Annotated in this window: 13 protein-coding genes; 2 read left to right on the plus strand and 11 right to left on the minus strand. The window is 74.3% G+C overall.

Features of this window, described 5'->3' with window-relative positions; translation table 11 throughout:
• The first annotated feature begins 8 nt into the window (after positions 1-8).
• Together IF06_RS0100740 and IF06_RS0100745 are read left to right on the plus strand one after the other, a co-directional pair.
• Positions 9-4265 (plus strand): FG-GAP repeat domain-containing protein, encoded by a 4257-nt coding sequence (locus tag IF06_RS0100740; RefSeq protein ID WP_030268252.1) that lies wholly within the window; start codon positions 9-11, stop codon positions 4263-4265.
• Between the two features lie 165 nt (positions 4266-4430).
• Positions 4431-6464 carry a hypothetical protein gene (locus IF06_RS0100745; RefSeq protein WP_036310082.1) on the plus strand — a complete coding sequence of 678 codons (2034 nt, stop codon included), beginning with the start codon at positions 4431-4433 and terminating at the stop codon, positions 6462-6464.
• 127 nt (positions 6465-6591) lie between these two features.
• Here IF06_RS0100745 and IF06_RS0100750 read toward each other — a convergent pair whose 3' ends face one another.
• From IF06_RS0100750 to IF06_RS0100800, 11 genes are read right to left on the minus strand one after another with little or no spacing between them, the layout of a single operon-like run.
• Entirely contained in the window at positions 6592-7746 is a 1155-nt protein-coding gene (locus IF06_RS0100750) for a pyridoxal-dependent decarboxylase, exosortase A system-associated (protein WP_030268256.1), read from the minus strand.
• A complete protein-coding gene (locus IF06_RS0100755) occupies positions 7746-8987 on the minus strand; it encodes an ATP-grasp domain-containing protein (RefSeq protein WP_030268258.1) in 1242 nt (413 codons plus the stop codon). Before IF06_RS0100755 ends, IF06_RS0100750 begins: the two co-directional genes overlap by 1 nt.
• Before the next feature lie 17 nt (positions 8988-9004).
• Positions 9005-9931 carry a 3-oxoacyl-[acyl-carrier-protein] synthase III C-terminal domain-containing protein gene (locus tag IF06_RS0100760; RefSeq protein ID WP_013476321.1) on the minus strand — a complete coding sequence of 309 codons (927 nt, stop codon included), beginning with the start codon at positions 9929-9931 and terminating at the stop codon, positions 9005-9007.
• Complete coding sequence (locus tag IF06_RS0100765) at positions 9918-10895, minus strand: transglutaminase domain-containing protein (RefSeq protein WP_030268259.1); 978 nt, start codon at positions 10893-10895, stop codon at positions 9918-9920. Before IF06_RS0100765 ends, IF06_RS0100760 begins: the two co-directional genes overlap by 14 nt.
• Entirely contained in the window at positions 10892-12397 is a 1506-nt protein-coding gene (locus tag IF06_RS0100770; protein WP_030268261.1) for an AMP-binding protein, read from the minus strand. Before IF06_RS0100770 ends, IF06_RS0100765 begins: the two co-directional genes overlap by 4 nt.
• Positions 12394-13335 (minus strand): ketoacyl-ACP synthase III family protein, encoded by a 942-nt coding sequence (locus tag IF06_RS0100775; RefSeq protein ID WP_013287006.1) that lies wholly within the window; start codon positions 13333-13335, stop codon positions 12394-12396. The genes IF06_RS0100770 and IF06_RS0100775 overlap by 4 nt, the downstream gene beginning before the upstream one ends.
• The gene (locus IF06_RS0100780; RefSeq protein WP_013287005.1) at positions 13329-14867 is read right to left on the minus strand and encodes a class I adenylate-forming enzyme family protein; all 1539 of its coding nucleotides are present in this window, start codon (positions 14865-14867) and stop codon (positions 13329-13331) included. Before IF06_RS0100780 ends, IF06_RS0100775 begins: the two co-directional genes overlap by 7 nt.
• 10 nt (positions 14868-14877) lie before the next feature.
• Positions 14878-16239, minus strand: a complete 1362-nt coding sequence (locus tag IF06_RS0100785; RefSeq protein WP_013287004.1) for an MATE family efflux transporter — start codon at positions 16237-16239, stop codon at positions 14878-14880.
• Positions 16236-17327 carry an acyl-CoA dehydrogenase family protein gene (locus IF06_RS0100790; RefSeq protein ID WP_013287003.1) on the minus strand — a complete coding sequence of 364 codons (1092 nt, stop codon included), beginning with the start codon at positions 17325-17327 and terminating at the stop codon, positions 16236-16238. Before IF06_RS0100790 ends, IF06_RS0100785 begins: the two co-directional genes overlap by 4 nt.
• Positions 17315-18001 (minus strand): hypothetical protein, encoded by a 687-nt coding sequence (locus tag IF06_RS0100795; RefSeq protein WP_013287002.1) that lies wholly within the window; start codon positions 17999-18001, stop codon positions 17315-17317. The genes IF06_RS0100790 and IF06_RS0100795 overlap by 13 nt, the downstream gene beginning before the upstream one ends.
• On the minus strand, positions 17998-18873 hold the full coding sequence (locus tag IF06_RS0100800) for a hypothetical protein (RefSeq protein ID WP_013287001.1): 876 nt from the start codon (positions 18871-18873) through the stop codon (positions 17998-18000). The genes IF06_RS0100795 and IF06_RS0100800 overlap by 4 nt, the downstream gene beginning before the upstream one ends.
• Position 18874: the final 1 nt, after the last annotated feature.

The raw sequence follows: 18874 nt of genomic DNA on the forward strand, positions 1-18874 counted from the left end.
TGGCAGTGATGCGTTCACGAAGATCAGGCCGGTGGACCGGCGCGGTGGCGGCCGCTCTGGCGGTGGTCCTGCTGGGGCCCGGGGCGACAGTGCCGGGCGCCGCGGCACCGGTCCGGGTCGCCGGCCCGCCGGGAGCGGGCCTCGTCGCCGGCTGCGAGACGTTCGGGTTCACGGCCATGCCGGCGGTCGCCGGTGTGGCCGCTCCCCGTGACGTCGAGGCGGTCGACACCAACCAGAACGGCTTCGACGACCTGCTCGTCGCCTCGGCGAGCGGTGACGGCGACGTGCACCAGCTCATCGCCGTCGGTAACGGGACGTTCCGCACGTCGGTGGGGCCCGGCGCCCCGCCGGAGGTCTATCCGGCGCCGGGCACGCCGCGCGCCGTCACCGTCGGCTACTTCAACCGGGACGCCAAACCGGACTACGCCGTCGCGACCACCGACGGGGTGGGTGTCTGGTTCGGCGCCGCCGGTGGAGACCCGGGCTTCGGGCCGGGAGGGCGCGTGCTGGCCGGCCGCAGCGTGGCGGACGTCGCGGTGGCCGACTTCGACCGTGATCTGCTGCCCGACCTGGCGGCCCTCGACCCGGAGGACCGGACCGACCGGGACGACGACCGGGTGCGGGTGTTCCGCAACCTCAACGGCGGCAGCTTCGACCAGAGGTTCCTCCTCGGTGACCAGCCGACGTACGTCCAGCCGGACTTCCTCGCCGCCGGCGACCTGACCGGCAACGGCGTGCCCGATCTCCTGGTCAGCAGCCGCACACAGGGCACGGTGTCGCTGATCCGCGACGGCGCTAACAGCCCCGCGCCCCGGGTGGAAGGGATCGGCGAGGCGTGGAAGCCCGCGATCGCCGACTTCGACCTCGACGGGCGGCTCGACGCGGCCGTCGCGATCCCCGGCGAGGACCGCATCCGGTTGTGGAGCGACTACCGCGACCCACCGTCCGGCGGCTTCCCGTCGGCGCCCCGGGAGTTGCCGTCGCTGGACCTGGGGCCGCTGACCCCGGGGCGGGAGGGTCCGCACGACGTGGACGTCGCCGACGTCAACCGGGACGGCCGTCCGGACCTGGTGGTGGTCGGCTACGCCAGCCGGGCGGTCTACGTCTTCCCGGGCCGTGGCGACGGCACGTTCGGCACCCCGGCCGTCCTCGCGGCGGGCAGCCAGCCGGTGCAGGCGGCCGTGGGGCGGTTCGACAACAACCAGTCCCTCGACGTGGCCGTCCTGGACGAGGTCGACAACACCCTGCGCGTCTACCTGAACACCTGCACCGCGCCCGGACCGAACCTGACCGCCGGCGGGCTGGAGGTCACCCAGGTCATCCAGGACCTGGGCAACTCCGTCGACCTGGTCGCCGACCGCCGCACCGTCGTCCGGGCGTACGTCGGCACCGACGCGCAGACGCCCGCGGTGACCGCGGCCCTGCACGGGTTCCGGGCCGACGGCACGTCGCTCGGCCCGCCGCTCGCCCCGGCGAACCCGGGCCGCCTGCTGGTGCCCGACCGGACGGTGCGACGCGGACAACTGGGCGGCGGGTTCCTGTTCGAGCTGCCCACCCAGTGGACGAGCGAGGGCCAGGTCAGGCTGCGGGTCGAGATCAACCCGGACCGCCGGGTCACCGAGCCCGACCACCTGGACAACGTGACCGAGCGCACGGTGCGCTTCCAGGCGTCCCAACCGGTTCGCGTCAAGCTGATCCGGTTCGGCTACCAGCGCGACGGACAGACAGTGCTGCCTCCCGAGTCCGACCTGGACCGGGCCGAGTCGCTGCTGCGGCGCACGCTGCCGACGAGCCGGCTGGAGGTCACCCGCGCCGACTACCGCGACGACCACCCGTTCTTCTGGATCGGTGACGACAGCTTCTTCCTCGACGCGCAGGACGCGCGTTCGGTGCTCGACCGCTACCGGCAGGCGACGGCAGGGACGCGGGAGCCCGGCGTCTACCACCTGGTCATGGTGAACCGGGACCGGATGGGCGGCATCGCCGAGAACATCCCCGGATGGGTGGCGGTCGGCGGAGCGCACAACCCCACGACCATCCTGCACGAGCTGGGGCACCTGCTCGGCGCCGGGCACGTGGAGTGCACGGACAATCCCGGCGACGAGACCGGGCCCCGGTCCTACCCGTACCCGCGCGGCACCATCGGCGGGCCGGACCCGGCGAATCCCGGCTTCGCCGGCTACGACATCGGTGACGCCTCGGTCGGCGCTCCGCGCCGGATCGTCTGGGCGCCGGACACCAGCCCGCCGGTCGCCGACCTGATGAGCTACTGCCGCAACACCTGGGTCTCCGACGACCTGTGGCGGCTGTGGCGCAACCGCGTCCAGAACCCGCCCGCCCAGCAGGGCGCGACGGGTGACCTGCTGGCGCTGTCCGGCGCCGTCGGCGACGGCACCGCCACCCTCACCGGGCAGCGCCTGACCCGCACCACCCAGCGCCCGGCCACCACGCCCGGCCCGTACGCGCTGCGGCTGCTCGACGCCGCCGGGGCGACGCTCGCCGAGCACCCGTTCACCCCGGCGGCCACCGAGCACGCCGCGACACGTCCCTTCCACGAGGTCGTCGACTTCGCCCCCGGCACCCGCCGGGTGACGCTCGTGGACACCCGCGCCGGGCGGGACCTCGCCACCCTCCCGGTGTCGGCGAACCCGCCCGTCGTGGCGCTGGCGGGCGAGGCGCCGCCCGCGTCGGTGCCGGCCACCGGGCCGGTCACTGTGGGCTGGAGCGCCGGCGACGCCGACGGCGGTCCGGTCACCGCGAGCGTCCTGTACAGCCCGGACGGCGCCGACGACTGGCGGGTGCTGGCCACCGGGCTCACCGGGACGTCGTACACGCTGGACGCCGCGCAGCTCGCGGGCACCGGCGGCGCGGCCACCGGCCGGCTGCGGGTACGGGTCACCGACGGTGTGCACACCGCCGACGCGACGAGCGGTCCGCTCACTGTCGCCGGCAAGAACCCGGCGGTACGGATCACCGCTCCGATGGGCGGCACGTTCTTCGCCACCGGGCAGACGGTCACGCTCGCCGCGTCCGTCACCGACCCGGAACAGGGCGACCTGGACGGGTCGGCGGTGCGCTGGACCTCCGACCGTGACGGTGACCTCGGCACCGGCGCCACCCGTACGCCGGGGCAGCTCAGCGAGGGACGGCACGTCCTCACGGTCACCGCCACCGACGCCGACGGCCTGCGGGCCACCGCGCGTACCGAGGTGACTGTGGGCCGGGTCCTGCCGGCCGGTGGCCCGCCCACAGCCGACGCCGGGCCGGACCGGACCGCCGTCGAGGGCGACACCGTCACCCTCGACGCGACCCGGACCACCGACCCGGACGGCGATCCGGTGACCCTGTCCTGGACGGTGCTCGCCCAGCCGGAGGGTGGCGGCCTCGGCGGCGGCCTGCGGCTGGAGGGTCCGGCCCGCACGCCGTCGTTCCGCGCCGACCGGGCCGGCACGTACCGGCTGGAACTGACCGCCACCGACGCCCGCCACGGCACCGCCACCGACACGGTGACAGTCACCGTGGCGAACCGGCCGATCGAGGTGAGCCCGATCGCACTGGACGAGGAGCTGCGGGTGGCCGGTCCGGTCACCGTGCGGGCCACGTTCACCGACCCGGGCGTGCCGGACACCCACCGCTGCGCGGTCGACTGGGACGGCGGGGGTCCGGCCCCGGCCACGCCCGGTGTGGTCAGCGAGGACCGCAACGAGGGCGGCTGCGTCGCCACCGGGAATCTCCGGCCCGGCGTGCACGTCGCGCGCCTCACGGTGACCGGCGACGACGGCGGAACCGGGCAGCAGACGGTACGGATCGTGGTCTACGACCCGTCGGACGTGACGGTGGCCGGCGCCGGCGCGATCGTCTCACCGGCGGGCGCGCTCAGCGCCGACGTGGCCGCCACCGGGCCGGGGGAGTTCGCCTTCGTCGCGGGCCTGGTGAAGGGTTCACCCACGCCGTTCGGCGCGACCACCTTCCGGCTGCCGGGACGCGAGTTCACGTTCGCCGGTACGACACACGAGCGTCTGACCGTCGCCGGATCGGTGGGCCGGTACCAGGGTGAGGGCACCGTGAACGGCCGGCCGGGGTACGCGTACCAGCTCACTGTCGCCGACTCCCCGGACGGACGTGACGTGGACCGGTTCCGGATCAGGATCTGGGAGAGCGACGGAGGACGCGTCGTCTACGACAGCGGCCGGGGCGCACCGGACGATCTCGACCCGGCGCACCTGCAACCGCTGAACCAGGGCCGCGTCGTGGTCGTCGGCTAGCCCGGCGCCCCTCCCGCCGTCCGCCGCCGGGAAGAGGCGGACGGCGGGAGGCCGTGCCCGTCACACCACGTAGTGCTTCGCGACCCTGTCGATGTGTGGGCCCTTGCCGAGATCCGGTCACGGGCGTAGGAAGAACACCACCGTCCGCTGTCGAAGGAGACACGCGTGCCCACCCCCAGACGGCTCCGTCTCGCCGTGTCCGCGTTGGTGACCGCATCGGCCGTGCTGCTCGGTTCCGGCGCCGCCGCGGCGCCGTCCGCGCCTCCCGCACCGGCCGGGCAGCGGTCCTGCGACCCGATCGACCCGGCGGCCTGCCTGCTGCCGTTCCCCAACGACTACTTCACCGTCCCGGACCGCAGCACCCCGACCGGCAAGCGGGTCCGGTTCGCGGCCTCCGCGATGCCCGCCAACGTGCTCGGCGTGCCGATCGACCCGGCGGAGTGGAACCGGCAGGACGGGTTCAGCCCCGGCTCGCCGATCCTGGCGCGCGTACCCGGCCTCGACGCCGCGCGGACGCGGATCGCGCCGGTCACCGACGTGGGCCGCTCGCTGGCGCCGGACGCGCCGATCGTGCTGCTCGACGCCCGCACCGGCAGGCGTACGCCCTACTGGGCGGAACTGGACGCGCACGCCGCCGGCGACCCGGACCGGCAGGCGCTGATCATCCGGCCGGCGGTCGCGCTGACCGAGGGCACGAGGTACGTCGTCGGCCTGCGCGGCATGCGCGACGGCGACGGCGCGCTGATCCCGGCGCCGAAGGCGTTCCGCGCGTACGTGACCGGCGCCGGCCTGGACCGGCGTGACCCGCGCGCGCCGCAGATGAGGCGGATCCTCGCCGACCTGAGCCGGGCCGGTGTCAAGCGGCACAGCCTCTACCTGGCCTGGGACTTCACAGTGGCCAGCCGGCAGGGCCTCACCGGGCGGATGCTCGCGGTCCGGGACGGCGCGTTCGCCGCGCTCGGCCGCCGCGCGCCCTCGTTCACAGTCAACCAGGTCACCGACTACACGCCGGAGCAGGATCCGCTGATCGCCCGGCAGGTGACCGGCACCGTCGCCGTACCGTCCTACCTGACCGGTGACGGCGGACCGGGCTCCCGGCTGCACTACGGGCCGCCCGGCGGCGACGGCACCCCGCCGGCGCCGGACGCGCTGCCCACACCGTCCGGCACGACGGTGGCGGCCGACTTCGTCTGCAACATCCCGCGCAGCGCGTCCGCCGCGAAGCCGGCCCACCTCTCGCTCTACGGCCACGGCCTGCTCGGCCGGCCGACCGAGGTCAACGCCGGCAACGTCAAGACCATGTCGCAGACGTACGACTTCACCTTCTGCGCCACGAGCTGGATCGGCATGGCCGCCGCCGACGTCCCGTACGTGGCGGGCGCCTTCACCGACCTCAGCGCCTTCCCCGCGGTGGCCGACCGGCTCCAGCAGAGCTTCCTGAACTTCCTCTTCCTGGGCCGGACGATGATCCACCGCAGCGGGTTCGCCGCCCACCCGGCGTTCCGCGACGCCGCCGGGCGACCGCTGATCGACGTGGCCGGCGGGCTGCACTACGACGGCAACAGCCAGGGCGGCATCAACGGCGGCGCGCTCACCGCCGTCGCCCAGGACTGGACCCGCTCGGTGCTCGGCGTGCCCGCGATGAACTACTCCACGCTGCTGCAACGCAGCGTCGACTTCGCCCCGTTCCAGTCCGTGATGGACGGCTACTACCCGGACCGCATCGACCAGCAGCTCATCTTCGGTCTGCTCCAGATGCTGTGGGACCGGTCCGAGGCCAACGGGTACGCCCGGCACATGACCGGCCGGCCGCTGCCGCGTACCCCGGCGCACCGGGTGCTGATGCACGTGGCCTTCGCCGACCAGCAGGTCTCGACCGCCGCGGCGGAGGTCCAGGCCCGCACCATCGGCGCCCGACTGCACACCCCGGCGCTGGCCGACGGCTGGTCACCGGACGTGCGGCCGTTCTGGGGCATCGCGCCGATCCGCAGGTACCCGTACGCCGGCTCGGCCATGGTGGTCTGGAACAGCGGCGCCGCGTACGCGCCGCCGCCGACCAACCTGGCCCCCGCCGGACCGGAGTACGGCGAGGACTCGCACGAGTTCCCGCGCGCCCAGCCCGGCGCGCAGCGGCAGAAGGCGGTGTTCCTGCTCACCGGCAAGGTGATCGACGTCTGCGCGGCCGGACCCTGCCCGTGAGCTGCGTCCGGCCGGTCTGAACACGCCTACCCACAGGCCGACCTCCCGCGGCAGCCGGCACACCAATGTCCTAGGACGCTCTGACGGGTGTGCCGGCCGTCGCGGTGCGGCGCAGCGCCGTGCCCACTCAGAGCAGCACCTCGACCGGCGCCGGATGACCGAGGAAGTGCACCGGGCTGGCGGTCGGCCCGTACGCCCCGGACTGGTGCACCACCACCAGGTCGCCGACCTCGCACCGGGGCAGCTCCACCCGCCGGCCGAGCGTGTCCAGCGGCGTGCAGAGCGGTCCGACCACTGTGACCGTCTCCCGCTCGTCGGCCGGCTTCGCGGTCACAGCGGACACCGGGTAGTTGCGGCGTACCACCTGGCCGAAGTTGCCGGAGGCGGCGAGGTGGTGGTGCATGCCGCCGTCGACCACCAGGAACGTCTCGCCGCGCGAGTGCTTGCGCTCGACCACCCGGCTGACGAAGACACCCGCCTCGCCGACCAGGTACCGCCCCAGCTCCAGCACGACAGCGGTGTCCGGGTGGCTGCGGCGCCACCGCTCCACCTCCACGGCCAGGTGCCGGCCGTACGCGGCCAGGTCCAGCGCCTCGTCGCGGGGGAAGTACGGGATGCCGAGCCCGCCGCCGATGTTGACGTGCGCGAGGTCCAGCCGATGCTCGCGTACCAGCCGGTCGGCCAGCTCGAACGTCTGGCTGACCCCTGTGGTCAGCGCGTCCAGGCGCAGGTTCTGCGACCCGGCGAAGATGTGCAGCCCGCACAGTCCGCGCCGGCCCGGCCCGCGCAGCACCTCGCCGACCGCCTCGGCGTCGATGCCGAACTGGGTCGCGCCGCCGCCCATCGTCATCCCGGAACCGGAGAGCTGGAAGTCCGGGTTGACCCGCAGCGCGAACCGGGCGGACCGCCCGACCGCCGTCTCGATCCGGCGCAGCCGGGCCAGCTCGTCGCCGGACTCGACGTTGACCACCACGCCGGCGGCGATCGCGGCGGCCAGCTCCGGGTCGCGCTTGCCCGGCCCGGCGAAACTGATCTGCTCCCGGTCGACGGCGGTGCCGAGCGCGGTCAGCAGCTCACCGTGGCTGGCCACGTCGAGTCCGTCGACGAGCGGCGCGAGGCGCTGCACAAGCGCCGGCATCGGGTTGGCCTTGATCGCGTAGTGCAGCAGCACACCGTCGGGCAGGGCCGCCCGCAGCTCGGCGACCCGGTGGCGGACGGCGGCGAAGTCGTACAGGTAGAAGGGCGTGCGGCCGGCGATGTCGGCGGCGAGGTTCAGGTCCATCAGGGCTCCACGCGGTAGAGGGTGAGGTCACGCAGCAGGTCCATGTCGTGGCCGAAGGCGGCCCGGTCGGCGCCGTAGACCATGAACACGGCCGACGGCGGCTCGACGATGTGCGCGCTGGCGCGCGCGACGGTCTCGCCGACCGACACGTGCACCTGCACGGTGTGCTCGCTGCGCAGCGCGGGCAGGTCGACGGCGCTGACCCGGCCGGCGTGACGAGGGGTGATCACCCAGGCCCCCAGCTCGCCGGTCGGCCGGGCCCGCACGTCGTACGGCTCGCCGGCCCGCAGCAGGTAGTGCGCGAGGTCGATGTCGACGCCGTGGGTGCGCAGGTAGACGGCGCGCATCTCGCCGCCGGGCGGCCGGGCCGCGACCTCCAGGAAGACCAGCTCGCCGTCGGGCGTGCCGAACACCTCCATGTGTACGCCGCCGTCCGGTGGCCGCAGCGCGGCGAGCGCCCGGTGGCCGAACCCGGACACCCGCACGGCCGTCGGGTCGTCGGCGGGCAGCGTCCACACGCCGAGCGACCGTCCGGCGGCGAACTCCATGCAGGGGTTGAGGTTGGCGCACACGTTGCTCCACACCACCCGGCCGTCCTGCACCAGCGCGTCGAAGTTGTAGAGCGTGCCGGAGACGAACTCGTCCACCTCGTAGCTGTTGCGGTCCTTCGGCGAGGACGCCCAGCTCGCCCAGGCGCGCAACGCCGCCGGCCCGTCCAGCCGCCGCACGTCCATGCTGGCGTACCTGTCGACCGGCTTGACGACCATCGGGAAGCCGATCTCCGCGGCGATCCGCTCGCAGTAGCCGCGCGGGTCGGCGGCGTGCCGGTCGCGGTCGAAGCGCAGGTGCCGCGGCAGCCGCAGCCCGCTGCCGGCGAGCGCGGCCTTGCTGGCCATCTTGTCCACGAACGGCAGCAGGCGCGCGGCCGGCCAGCCGGCCGTGCCGAGGCGCTCGGCGAGTCGCGCGCAGATCAGCTCGCAGGACTCGTCGTTGGTGAGGAACCGGAGCTGCTCCGGCCGGGGGCGGGGCAGCTCCCGGTCCAGCAACGCCACCAGGTCGGTCGTCTCCATGTCGTCGGGCACGACGATCCGGGCGTACGCGGCGCGCTGCTCGTCGGTGAGCCGGCGCGCGTAGTGCGGGCTGGAGACCAGCCAGAGTTCCGCGTCCGCGAGCCGGCCCAGGTCGGCCAGGCCGGATCGGATCACGTTGTCGTTGATGAGGATGACGTACAGCTTCTTCACGCGACTCTCCTCGCGGGTCAGTGTTCGAGCAGGACGGCGCCGAACGTGCCGCCGACCCCGACGGACGCCATCAGGGCCAGGTCACCCGGGCGCAGCCGGGGCCGGACGGTGTCCAGGTTCAGGAAGATGTCGGCGCCGAAGCAGTGGCCGTACCGGGGCACGTTGTCGAGCACGATCCGATCGGCCGGTACGCCGATCACACCGGCCGCCGCCCGCCACACGTTGACGTTGACGTTGTGCGGCAACAGGACTGTCAGCTCGTCGGGACGGCGTCCGGCCCGCCGCAGCGTCCGGTCGACCACGTCGCCGAGATGCTCCTGGAAGCGGCGTTCGTACTCCTGGCGGCTCGGCGCGCCGGGCTCGGTGTAGATGCCGCCGGCGTACTGGCCGTGCGTGGCGACCGCGTGGGCGAGCACCCGGTCGCGGGGCCCGTTCCGGCGCAGCAGCACCGCGCACGCCACGTCCCCGGCGATGCCGGTGTCCAGCACCCGCAGATCCGGGCTGTCGGCGGTCTCGCCGATCAGCAGGACGCCGACGGCGTCGCCGGGCCGCCCCGCGAGCAGCCGGTCCATCAGGTCCAGCGCGCTGATGCTGGAGACGCACTTGTTGGACTGGGTGCCGAAGCACAGCGCGTCGCCGCCGAGCTGCCGGGCGACCAGCCGGGGCAGGCCGGCGCCGACCGGTCCGATGTACGGGCCGGTGTGCGCGTGCACCACCACCGCCACCCGGTCCGGTGTCACGCGCGCCTCGTCGAGCAGCCGCCGGACGGCGTCCAGCAGCATCGGGAACTCCTGCCCGGCGGCGGCCACCGGGATCCGGTCGTAGCCGTAGAGCCGGCCGTACACCCGGGCGCGGGCCGAGGTGAGGCCGAGCAGCGCGTGGTCGTCGGTGACCGACAGCCGTCGTTCCGGTTCCACGCGTACCACCGCGTCAATCGCGATCATCGGGTGTCCTCCGGGCGGGCGGCGCGGCGACGACGCGGCGGCCGTTGACCGGGCTGCACGACAGCACCCGGGCCGGCACCCGGACCAGGCGGGTGGCCCGGTAGCGGCGCAGCAGCTCGCGCCACTGCTCCGGATCGCGGTCGTCGAGCGCGGCGAGCCGGCCGAGCTTGCGGTACTGGAGGAACCCGCGCGGGCGGGACTGCGGGCGGGCCCGGCGGATGTAGCCCCAGGCGTCCCACATCAGCGGCTCCCACCCGGCGAGGGCGGCCAGGTCGTACAGGAACAGGTTGCGGGCCTGCCAGCGGCCGGCGTCGGCGTTCAGCATCAGGCCGCTGAGGCGCAGCGCCGCACGCTCGCCCTCCTGGGCCCGGCGCCAGGCGCGGGCGCCGGTGAGGAACACCGACTCCGGTACGTCGTCCCGGTAGTGGTCGGGCAGTTGGAAGGTGTCCCGGGCGTTCCGGTACATCCGGCCGTCGGCGTACCGCCACCGGCCCTCGCCGGCCGACCAGTACTCGACCACCACGTGGTCGTGCATCGGCCGGTAGGGCACGTACAGGTGGTGGGCGGTGCCGTACCGCAGCCGGGCCGGCACCCCCTGCTCCCGCAGCACGGCGCAGAGCAGCAGGCTCGCGTCCCGGCAGACGCCCAGCCAGCGGCGGTGCAGCGGCCGGGCCCGGGTCAGCGGCGCCGGGTCGAGGGCGAGCACCCGGTCGAGCATCCGCCGGGTGGTGCGCAGGTCGACCTCGGCGAGCCGGTCCGGTCCGGGCTGCCAGCCGGCCGCGGGCGGGTCCAGCTCGTAGTGGGCGAACAGCCCGCCGATGACCTCCACGAGGGCCGGCACGTCGGCCGGCAGCCGGCGCAGCGCCTCGGCGTGCGGCCCGGGTTCGGTCATCGGGGTGTGCCGGCGGTAGGTGGCGAGCATCCGGTCCAGCCCGGCGGCCGGTGTCCGCACGGCGGCGGTCACGACTCCTCCTCGAGCCGGCGCCGCAGCTGCGGGTAGTCCACCTTGAGGCTGCGGTTCTGCGGCAGCGGACCGACGTGGATGCGGCTCGGCCACAGGTGTTCGGGCAGTTCCCGGCTGATCCGGCGGCGCATCTCGGGCACCGGCGTCGCGGTGTCCGCGACGAACGCGACGAGCCCCTGGACGAGGCCGCCCGGCGCCACCGGCCAGCCGACCACCGCCACGGCCTCGGTGCCGAGCACCTGCCGCAGCAGGGTCTCCACCTCGAGCCGTTCCACCCGGTGCCCGCGGACCTGCATCTGGTCGTCGCGGCGGCCCTTGAACACCAGCCCCCAGCGCGGGTCGTGGGCGACCAGGTCGCCGGTGCGGTACCAGCGTCCTGGCGCGTCCGGCAGCTCGACGAACCGGGCCGCGGTCTGCTCCGGGTCGCCGTGGTAGCCCGGGACGAGCTGGCTGCCACGCAGCAGCAACTCGCCGGTCTGCCCGGCGGCCACCCCGGCCAGGTCGGCGCCGACGACGCGGACCTCCTGCCGGGGGTACGGCCATCCGATCGGCACGACGTCCGGCAGGTCCTGGTCCGGCCGCCAGCCGAAGGAGGTCACCGCGATCGTGCACTCGGTCGGCCCGTACACGTTGAACAGCTCCCCGTCCGGGTTGGCGGCGTGCCACGCCTGCGCGAGCCGCCGGGGCAGCGGTTCCCCGCAGAACAGCGTCCGGCGCAGGCTGGGCAGCGCGCCGGGCCGGAGCAGGCCGAGGTCGAGCAGGCTGACGCCGGTGGTGGGCACGGACAGCCAGAACGTCAGCGCGTGCTCCCGTACCAGCGCGGGGAGCTTGTAGACGGCCTGGTCGGGCAGCGCGTACACGGCCGCGCCGACGGTCCACGGCAGCGCGATGTCGTGCACCGACAGGTCGAACGTGAAGTTGTTGACCTGGGCGAACCGGTCCTCGCAGGTCGGGCCGAACAGCTCGATCGCGCCGTCCAGGTACGCGGTGAGGTTGTCCAGTGTGACCAGGACGGCCTTGGGCACCCCGGTGCTGCCGGAGGTGAACATCAGGTACGCGCCGCCCTGCGGCCGCCGGGGCTCGCCCTCCCACCGCGGCCCGGGGCCGTGGTCGAGCACCGGCGCCGGCGGCGCCATCATCGTCCGCAGCCGGTCGTCCTGGTCCGGGTCACCGCTGTCCAGGACCGCGACCACCTGTCCGTCGAGCCGTTTGAGCACCTTCTCGCAGTAGGCGGGCGGCGACGTGGGGCACATCGGCACGAACGCCTTGCCGGCCAGCAGGCTCGCCAGGATCGCCACGTACCGGGTCAGGTTCCGGCCGCAGTACACCAGGCAGAACGGCTCGTCCCGCTCGTCGAGCCGGCCGGCCAGGGCGTCGGCGCGGGCGAACAGCTCCCGGTACGTGTACGCGCGGTCCTCGACCCAGAGCGCCGTACGCTCCGGGTGCCGCCGGGCGGCGGCCAGCAGCCGGTCGCGCAGCTCGGCGCGGTATCCGATGGTCATGTGTGACTCCCGTATTCGAGCACCACGGCGGCGAAGACCGCGCCGAGCCCGACCGTGGCGAGCATCAGCCGGTCACCGGGCCGCAGCAGGCCCGCGCGGTCGGCGGCGGCGAGGTTGAGGAAGATGTCGGCGCCGAAGCAGTGCGCCGTGTGCGGCACCTGGTCCAGGTAGACCGACTCGAACGGAATGCCGGCGCGCGCCGCGACCTGCTTCCAGGAGAATGTGTTGACGTTGTGCGGCAGCACCATGCGGATGTCCGGCCAGGTCAGCCCGGCGTCGTCGAGCGCGCGGCGCATCACGTCGGCGAGCCGCGCCGGATACTCGGCCTCGAACTCGGCGTTGGCCGCCTCGTCCTGCCACTGACAGGCGGCGTGCCGGCCGTACGTGTCGATCCGGGCGGCCAGGACGCGGTGACCGGCGTCGCGGCGGCTGAACAGGCAGGCGACCCCGGCGTCGCCGGTGACCGAGCTGTTCGGGATCACCTGCATGATCGGGGTGAACGCGACGTCGGCTGTCACCACGATCGCCACGTCGGTGGCCGAACCCCGGGCCAGCAGCCGGTCGACCACCCGCATGGCGGACACCGTCGACGCGCAGTTGTTGGTGGTCATGCCGAACGACTGCGCCCGGTCCAGCCCGAGCCGGCGGCAGATCCGGGCCAGGCCGGCGCGGCCCACCACGTCCTGGTGGGTGCCGGTGTGGGCGTGCACCAGCCAGCGGACCCGGCCGGAGTCCACACCCGACTCCTTGAGCAGGTTCGCCACCGTCTCCTCGACCAGGGCGGCGGTGTCGCCGGACCACACCGGTACCCGGTCGAGGCCGTAGATCCGGTGGAACACGGCCAGCTCGGCGCGCGGCATGTCGTACCGGCCGGCGAGGGCGAAGAGGCTGGGCCGGTCGTCCGGCACGACGGCCTGCACGGCGGTCAGGTTCAGCACGGCGCACCGGCCGGTGCCAGGGCCGCAGTGGGCACCGGGTACCGGCGCAGCAGCTCGGGCTTGTCCACCTTGCCGTTGCTGTTGCGCGGCAGCGTGGCGAGCACCTCGTACCGGGTGGGCCGCTGCCAGGTCTCCAGGCCGGACCGGCAGGCCGCACGCAGCGCGGACGCGTCGACGGCGGCCGGGTCGGCGGCGACGAAGGCGGCGATGTCGTGGTCGCCGTCGTCGAGGGCGGTGCAGACCACGCTCGCCTCGGCGACGCCCGGCACGGACCGCAGGACCTCCTCGACGTCGCGGGGGATCAGTTTGCGTCCCCGGACCTTGATCACCTCGTCGATCCGGCCCTTGAAGAAGAAGTGGCCGTCCTCGTCGAGGTAGCCGTAGTCGCCGGTGTAGAGGCAGCGGCCGCCGCGTACCGGGTGCTCGCGGATCTTGCGGGCGGTCTCGTCCGGCAGTCCCCAGTAGCCCTGCATCACCGTGCCGCCGCGCACCACGAGCTGCCCCACCTGGTACGGCGGGCAGGGCCGGTCCTGCTCGTCGACCACCAGGATCTGGGTGTTCGGGATGGCCTGCCCGACGCTGCCCGGCTTGGCGTCGAGCAGCTCCGGCGGAAGGTAGGTGCAGCGCTTGCACTCGGTGACGCCGTACATCGAGTAGATGTCCGCGCCGGGGAACAGCCGGCGGATCGCGGCGATGTGCCGGGGCAGCAGCGCGGCGCCGGTGTTGGTCAGGCAGCGGACGCTGCTCACGTCCGGCATGCCGAAGCGGCTGAACTGCTCGACCAGCTCGAACAGCACCGGCACGCCGGGCACGACTGTGCAGCGGTAGCGGGCGATGTCCTTGACGACCTGCAACGGCAGGCTCATGTCCCGCTCCAGGACCAGCGTCGCGCCCTGCGAGAACGCCATGATCATCTGGTAGAGCCCGTAGTCGAAGGCGAGCGGCAGGGCGCAGAGGAACACGTCCTCCGGGCCGTTGCGCAGGTACTCGTTGAGCGAGTCCAGCGCGGTCAGCATGTTCGCGTGGCTGAGCATCACGCCCTTGGCGTCGCCGGTGGAGCCGGACGTGTAGACCAGCGCGGCCAGATCCTCGCTGATCACGTCGACGGGTGCCGGCGTACCGGCGAAGAGGGTGTCCTCGGCGCCGACCGGCAGCACCGCCCGGACCGACGCCGGCAGGCCCAGGCCGGTCAGGGAGCGCGCCATCGGCTCCAGCGCGAGCAGGACGGTGGCGGCGCAGTCGGCCAGCACGTGGCGTACCCGCTCGGGCCGCTGCTCGTGGCCGACCACCACGGCCACCCCGCCGGCGGCCAGCGCCGCCCAGAAGGCGGTCACCGTCTCGACCCGGTTCCCGGCGCAGATCACCACCCGGTCGCCGGGGCGCACGCCGTCGGCCTGGAGGCGGCCGGCCAGGCCGGCCACGCGTGCCGCCAGGTCGCGGTAGGTCAGCCGGTGCGGTCCCGCGATCAGGGCGAGCTTGTCGGGATGACTGTCCACTGTGGCGGTGAGGACGTCGTACAGGGTTCGGTGCATCGTGTTTCCTTCAGCTCGTGGGGATGGCGCTGACCCGCCCACCGAGGCGGCGGGCGCGGAGCAGCTCGTGGACGACGAAGCCGACGGCCGGCAGGTGGGCCACGGCCAGCGCGAGGTAGACGTGGGACACCGGATGCCCGGCGCGGGCCAGCCCGGCGGCCAGGGCGAGCTGGACGACTGTGAGCGTGGCGTTCACGACCAGCGCCCGGACCCCGTTCCCGGTCTCCTCCAGGAAGATCGACAGGGTGAGCAGCGGACCGGCGACCAGATAGGCCGGCGCCAGGTGGCCGAGGTAGTCGGCGGCGGCCCGGGCCACCGCCGGATCGCCGGTGAGCAGCCCGGTCCCGGGCCCGCGGAGCAGCCAGACCAGGGCGGCCACGACCGCGAACACCGCCGCCGACAGCCCGACCGCGGCGACGACCGACGGTCCGACCCGCCCGCCCCGGCGCTGCGCGGCGAGCCGGTTGACGGTGATGCCGGCGCCCACACCGAGTGCGATGGCCGGCAGCAGCACGAGGTTCTGCACCCGGTACGCCACGCCGTACCCGGCCACTGTCAGCGGGGAGTAGCCGGCGAGGATCCGGGTCAGCACCAGCCCGCTGCCGAACAGCAGCAGGTAGCCCAGGCTCACCGGCACGCTGATCCGGCAGACCTCCCGCCAGGACCGGCGGACCGGTGCGCGCAGCCCGATCCGGGCCCAGGGCCGCACCCCGCAGCGGGCCAGGCGGCGGGACGCCCAGACCGCTGTGGCGGTCGCGGTGGTGGCGGTGGCCGCCGGCAGGGCGAACACGCCGAGCCAGCCGACGAGCGCGGCGGTGAGCACCACCCCGGAGCCGAGGCTCACCAGCGTGCCGACGGTCACCGCGCGTACCTGCCGCAGCCCGTAGAGGCTCGACATCAGCGCCACGCTCACCGCCAGCACCGCGCCGGTGAGCGTGTTGAGCTGGACGAACGCGTACACCAGGGTGCGCGAACCGGCGGGCACCGCGTACAGGTCGAGGAAGAGCGGGTGCGCCACCAGGAACAGCAGCGCCACGCCGAGGTTGACCGCCACGCCGAGCACGAGCACGGTCCGCTGCCGCCGCGCGTACGTGTCGAGGTCGCCGCTGCCCGACGCCTGGGCGGCGAACGCCACCGACGCGACACGCAGGCTCTCGTTCACCGAGTTCTGCAACAGGATCATCGGCAGCACCAGCGCCAGCGGGTACAGGTAGGCCGGATCGTGCCGGCCGATCACGGCGGTGTTCAGCAGCGGCGCCACCAGGCTCGCCAGCGACGCGAGCAGCACCGGCAGCGCGATCGCCAGCACCGGCCCGAGCACCGGCGGCGCGGCGCTGTCCCCGGCCGGGCGCGACTGGTCGACGGCTGTCATACCGGCACCTCCCGGCGCAGATAGCCGGCGTGCACGTTGGCGAGCTGGATGGGCGTGGTGCCCTCCATGAACTCGTACGCGACCACGTCGGTCAGGGACCGGGCGAGCCACGGGTGGTCGACGAGCGCCGCCACCGGCAGCTCCCGGGCGAGGACCGCGGCCACCTCCTCGGCCGCCGCTGTGGCCCGCTGCTTCGCCAGCGACACCAGCGCGCCGCGCAGCGGCTCCTCGTCGACCTCGCGGGCGGCGGCGGCGTTCAGCTCACGCGACCGCTCCAGCATCTGGTCGAACCGGTCCAGCTCCGGGCGGGCGGCGCCGACGTGGTCCCGGACGTAGTCGACGAGGGCCTGGGCGTGGCCGAGCGCCATCGCCGCCACCCCGGGCCGGAAGCGGTGGAACGTCTTGAGCATGCCCATCATGCCGCGCTCGGTGGCCTTCAGGTGGCTGCCGAGCACCGCCTCCGGCGGCACCCGCAGTCCGTCGACGCGCAGCTCGGACAGTTGCGCGCCGGGCAGGGCGAACATCGGGAGCACGCGTCGTCGTACCGCGCCGGACTCGATCAGCTCCGGCGTCATCAGCACCGCCACCAGGTCCAGCGGACCGTCGCCGGTGCGCGCGAGGACGGTGCCGACGGGCGCCACCGCCCCGTTGCCGAACAGCAGCTTCTCGCCGGTCAGCCGGCCGTCGCGCAGCGTGGTGTCCAGGTGGGCGGCGTCGGAGCCGCGTCCGGGCTCGGTGACCGCGAAGAACGTGCGGCACCGGGTGGTGGACACCAGCTCCCGGAACCAGGCCCGCTGCCGCGGTGTGCCCAGCGCGTCCAGCAGCACACCGGACAGCGACGGGCCCGGGGTGGTGAGCAGGAAACTCGCGCTGCCGTAGCTGAGCGCCTCGAACATCGCGGCCCGCCGGCGGGTGTCCGCCGCGAACTCGGCCTCGATCTTCTGCGCGACCGCCGGGTGGTCGAGGTGCCGCAGCACCAGGTCGGGATCGTCCGGCACGGCCGGCGAGTTCTCGCGGTACCAGCTGGCCGCGGCCAGCCACTCCGGCCCGTAGCGGGCGGCGAAGCGGTCGGGATTCAGTCGGAACACGGGGCACCGTCCAGGTAGATCCGGTTGGCGTAGAGCAGGGCGGTGCGCATCTGCGCCATCTGCCCGGCGAGGACGGACCGGCCGCCGGCCATCCGGATCAGGTCGCGGGCCAGCCCGTCGACCTCCCGGACCCACCAGGCCCGGCCCGCCGGTTCGGCGAGCGCGGCGGCCGCGTCGGTCTGGCGCAGGGCGGCGGCCCGGGCCACCAGCCCGGCCATCTGGTGGGCCACCACCGGGTGGGCACTGAGCCGCTGACCGGCCGAACGCCGGCCGGCGAGGAACCGCCGGCACCAGCGGACCGCCTCGCCGAGCGCGTCCCGCTCGGCGTCGGCGAGGGCCTGCCGGAACAGCCGCAGGGCCGGTGCGTCGGCCGGTCCGCCGGCCGCCCGGTACCGCAGCACCACCAGGCCCGCGCGGGTCAGCAGCTCATGGGGTACGACGGTGAGCCGTTCCGCCCCGAGGACGGCGCCCGTGGTGAGGTCGAACGCCTCCACCGGCGCCGCGTCGCGGTCGGCGAGCACCAGCCCGGCGTACCCGGCGGCCTGGCCGGATCCGGCCGGCAGCGCGCCGGTCTCGCAGGCCCGGGCAACGGCGGCGCCGACTGTGAACCGGACGGCGACCGGGTCGGTGGCCGGCCCGGCGGGCCGGGTGGGCAGTCGCAGCACGTTCGTCACGGCGTCACCGCCCGGGTCAGCACCACGGCGGCGGACAGGCTCTCCACGTCCTCCTCGACGTAGGCGACGTAACCGCCGGCCGGGGTGGTGGACTCGGCGCCGAGCCAGCGGAACAGCCCGGTGCAGGTGCGCTCGGGCGGCAGGAACTCGACCCGGCACGGCCAGGAGTCCGGCCCGTACGCGTAGGCCCACCGCCGGTAGAGGAACGTGGCCCGGTTGACCCGCACGGTCAGCTCCGCCGGGTCCACGTCGTACTCCGCGCACCAGCGCGCGACCAGGCGGGACAGGTCCCCGTCGTCGCCCAGCACCGCCGGCTCGCCGAGCGCCGTGACGGTCAGGATCTCCGTTCCGGCCGGCCGGCGGCCGATCCGCACCGCCCCGGCGGTGGACCGGCTCGGGCCGGGGAAGTGGGCGCCGACCGGGGCCGGGACTGTGGTCTGCTCGACGCTGAGCAGCAGGCCGTCGCGGTCCGCCGGACCGGCCCGCAGGAAGTCGCAGAGCACCAGCAACGCGAGCGCCGGGGAGATGCTGCCCTGGTCGACCAGGTCGAACGAGGTGCAGTCGAGGCGGTGCCGGTGGTGCAGGTACGGGCCGAACGCGGACACGTCCGGGTCGAACTCCGGCGTCCAGTAGCTGGTGACGAGCACACCGAGGTCGCGGAAGAGACCGGGTCCGGTGCGGTCGGCCAGCGCGTCGGCCAGGTCGACGAAGGTGTACTGGTCGCCCCGGGTGAGTGTGGCCTCGTCGAGGACCACGCCGGCCATCCGGTGCAGGTCCGCCTGGTACTCGACGAAGCGCGGCCGGGGTGGGTGCCGGTCGTCGCGGGTGGGCAGCACCGCGTGGTGCGCCGCCTGTACGTAGAGGCCGGTCATC

Origin of the sequence: Micromonospora globosa, assembly GCF_000717585.1 — a bacterium.
GTDB lineage: Bacteria > Actinomycetota > Actinomycetes > Mycobacteriales > Micromonosporaceae > Micromonospora > Micromonospora aurantiaca.

Coding starts and splice junctions, on each gene's coding strand:
- IF06_RS0100740 (WP_030268252.1), top strand. CDS start 9: ATGCGTTCACGAAGATCAGGCCGGTGGACCGGCGCGGTGGCGGCCGCT.
- IF06_RS0100780 (WP_013287005.1), bottom strand. CDS start 14,867: ATGCACCGAACCCTGTACGACGTCCTCACCGCCACAGTGGACAGTCAT.
- IF06_RS0100785 (WP_013287004.1), bottom strand. CDS start 16,239: ATGACAGCCGTCGACCAGTCGCGCCCGGCCGGGGACAGCGCCGCGCCG.
- IF06_RS0100800 (WP_013287001.1), bottom strand. CDS start 18,873: ATGACCGGCCTCTACGTACAGGCGGCGCACCACGCGGTGCTGCCCACC.
- IF06_RS0100770 (WP_030268261.1), bottom strand. CDS start 12,397: ATGACCATCGGATACCGCGCCGAGCTGCGCGACCGGCTGCTGGCCGCC.
- IF06_RS0100760 (WP_013476321.1), bottom strand. CDS start 9,931: ATGATCGCGATTGACGCGGTGGTACGCGTGGAACCGGAACGACGGCTG.
- IF06_RS0100750 (WP_030268256.1), bottom strand. CDS start 7,746: ATGGACCTGAACCTCGCCGCCGACATCGCCGGCCGCACGCCCTTCTAC.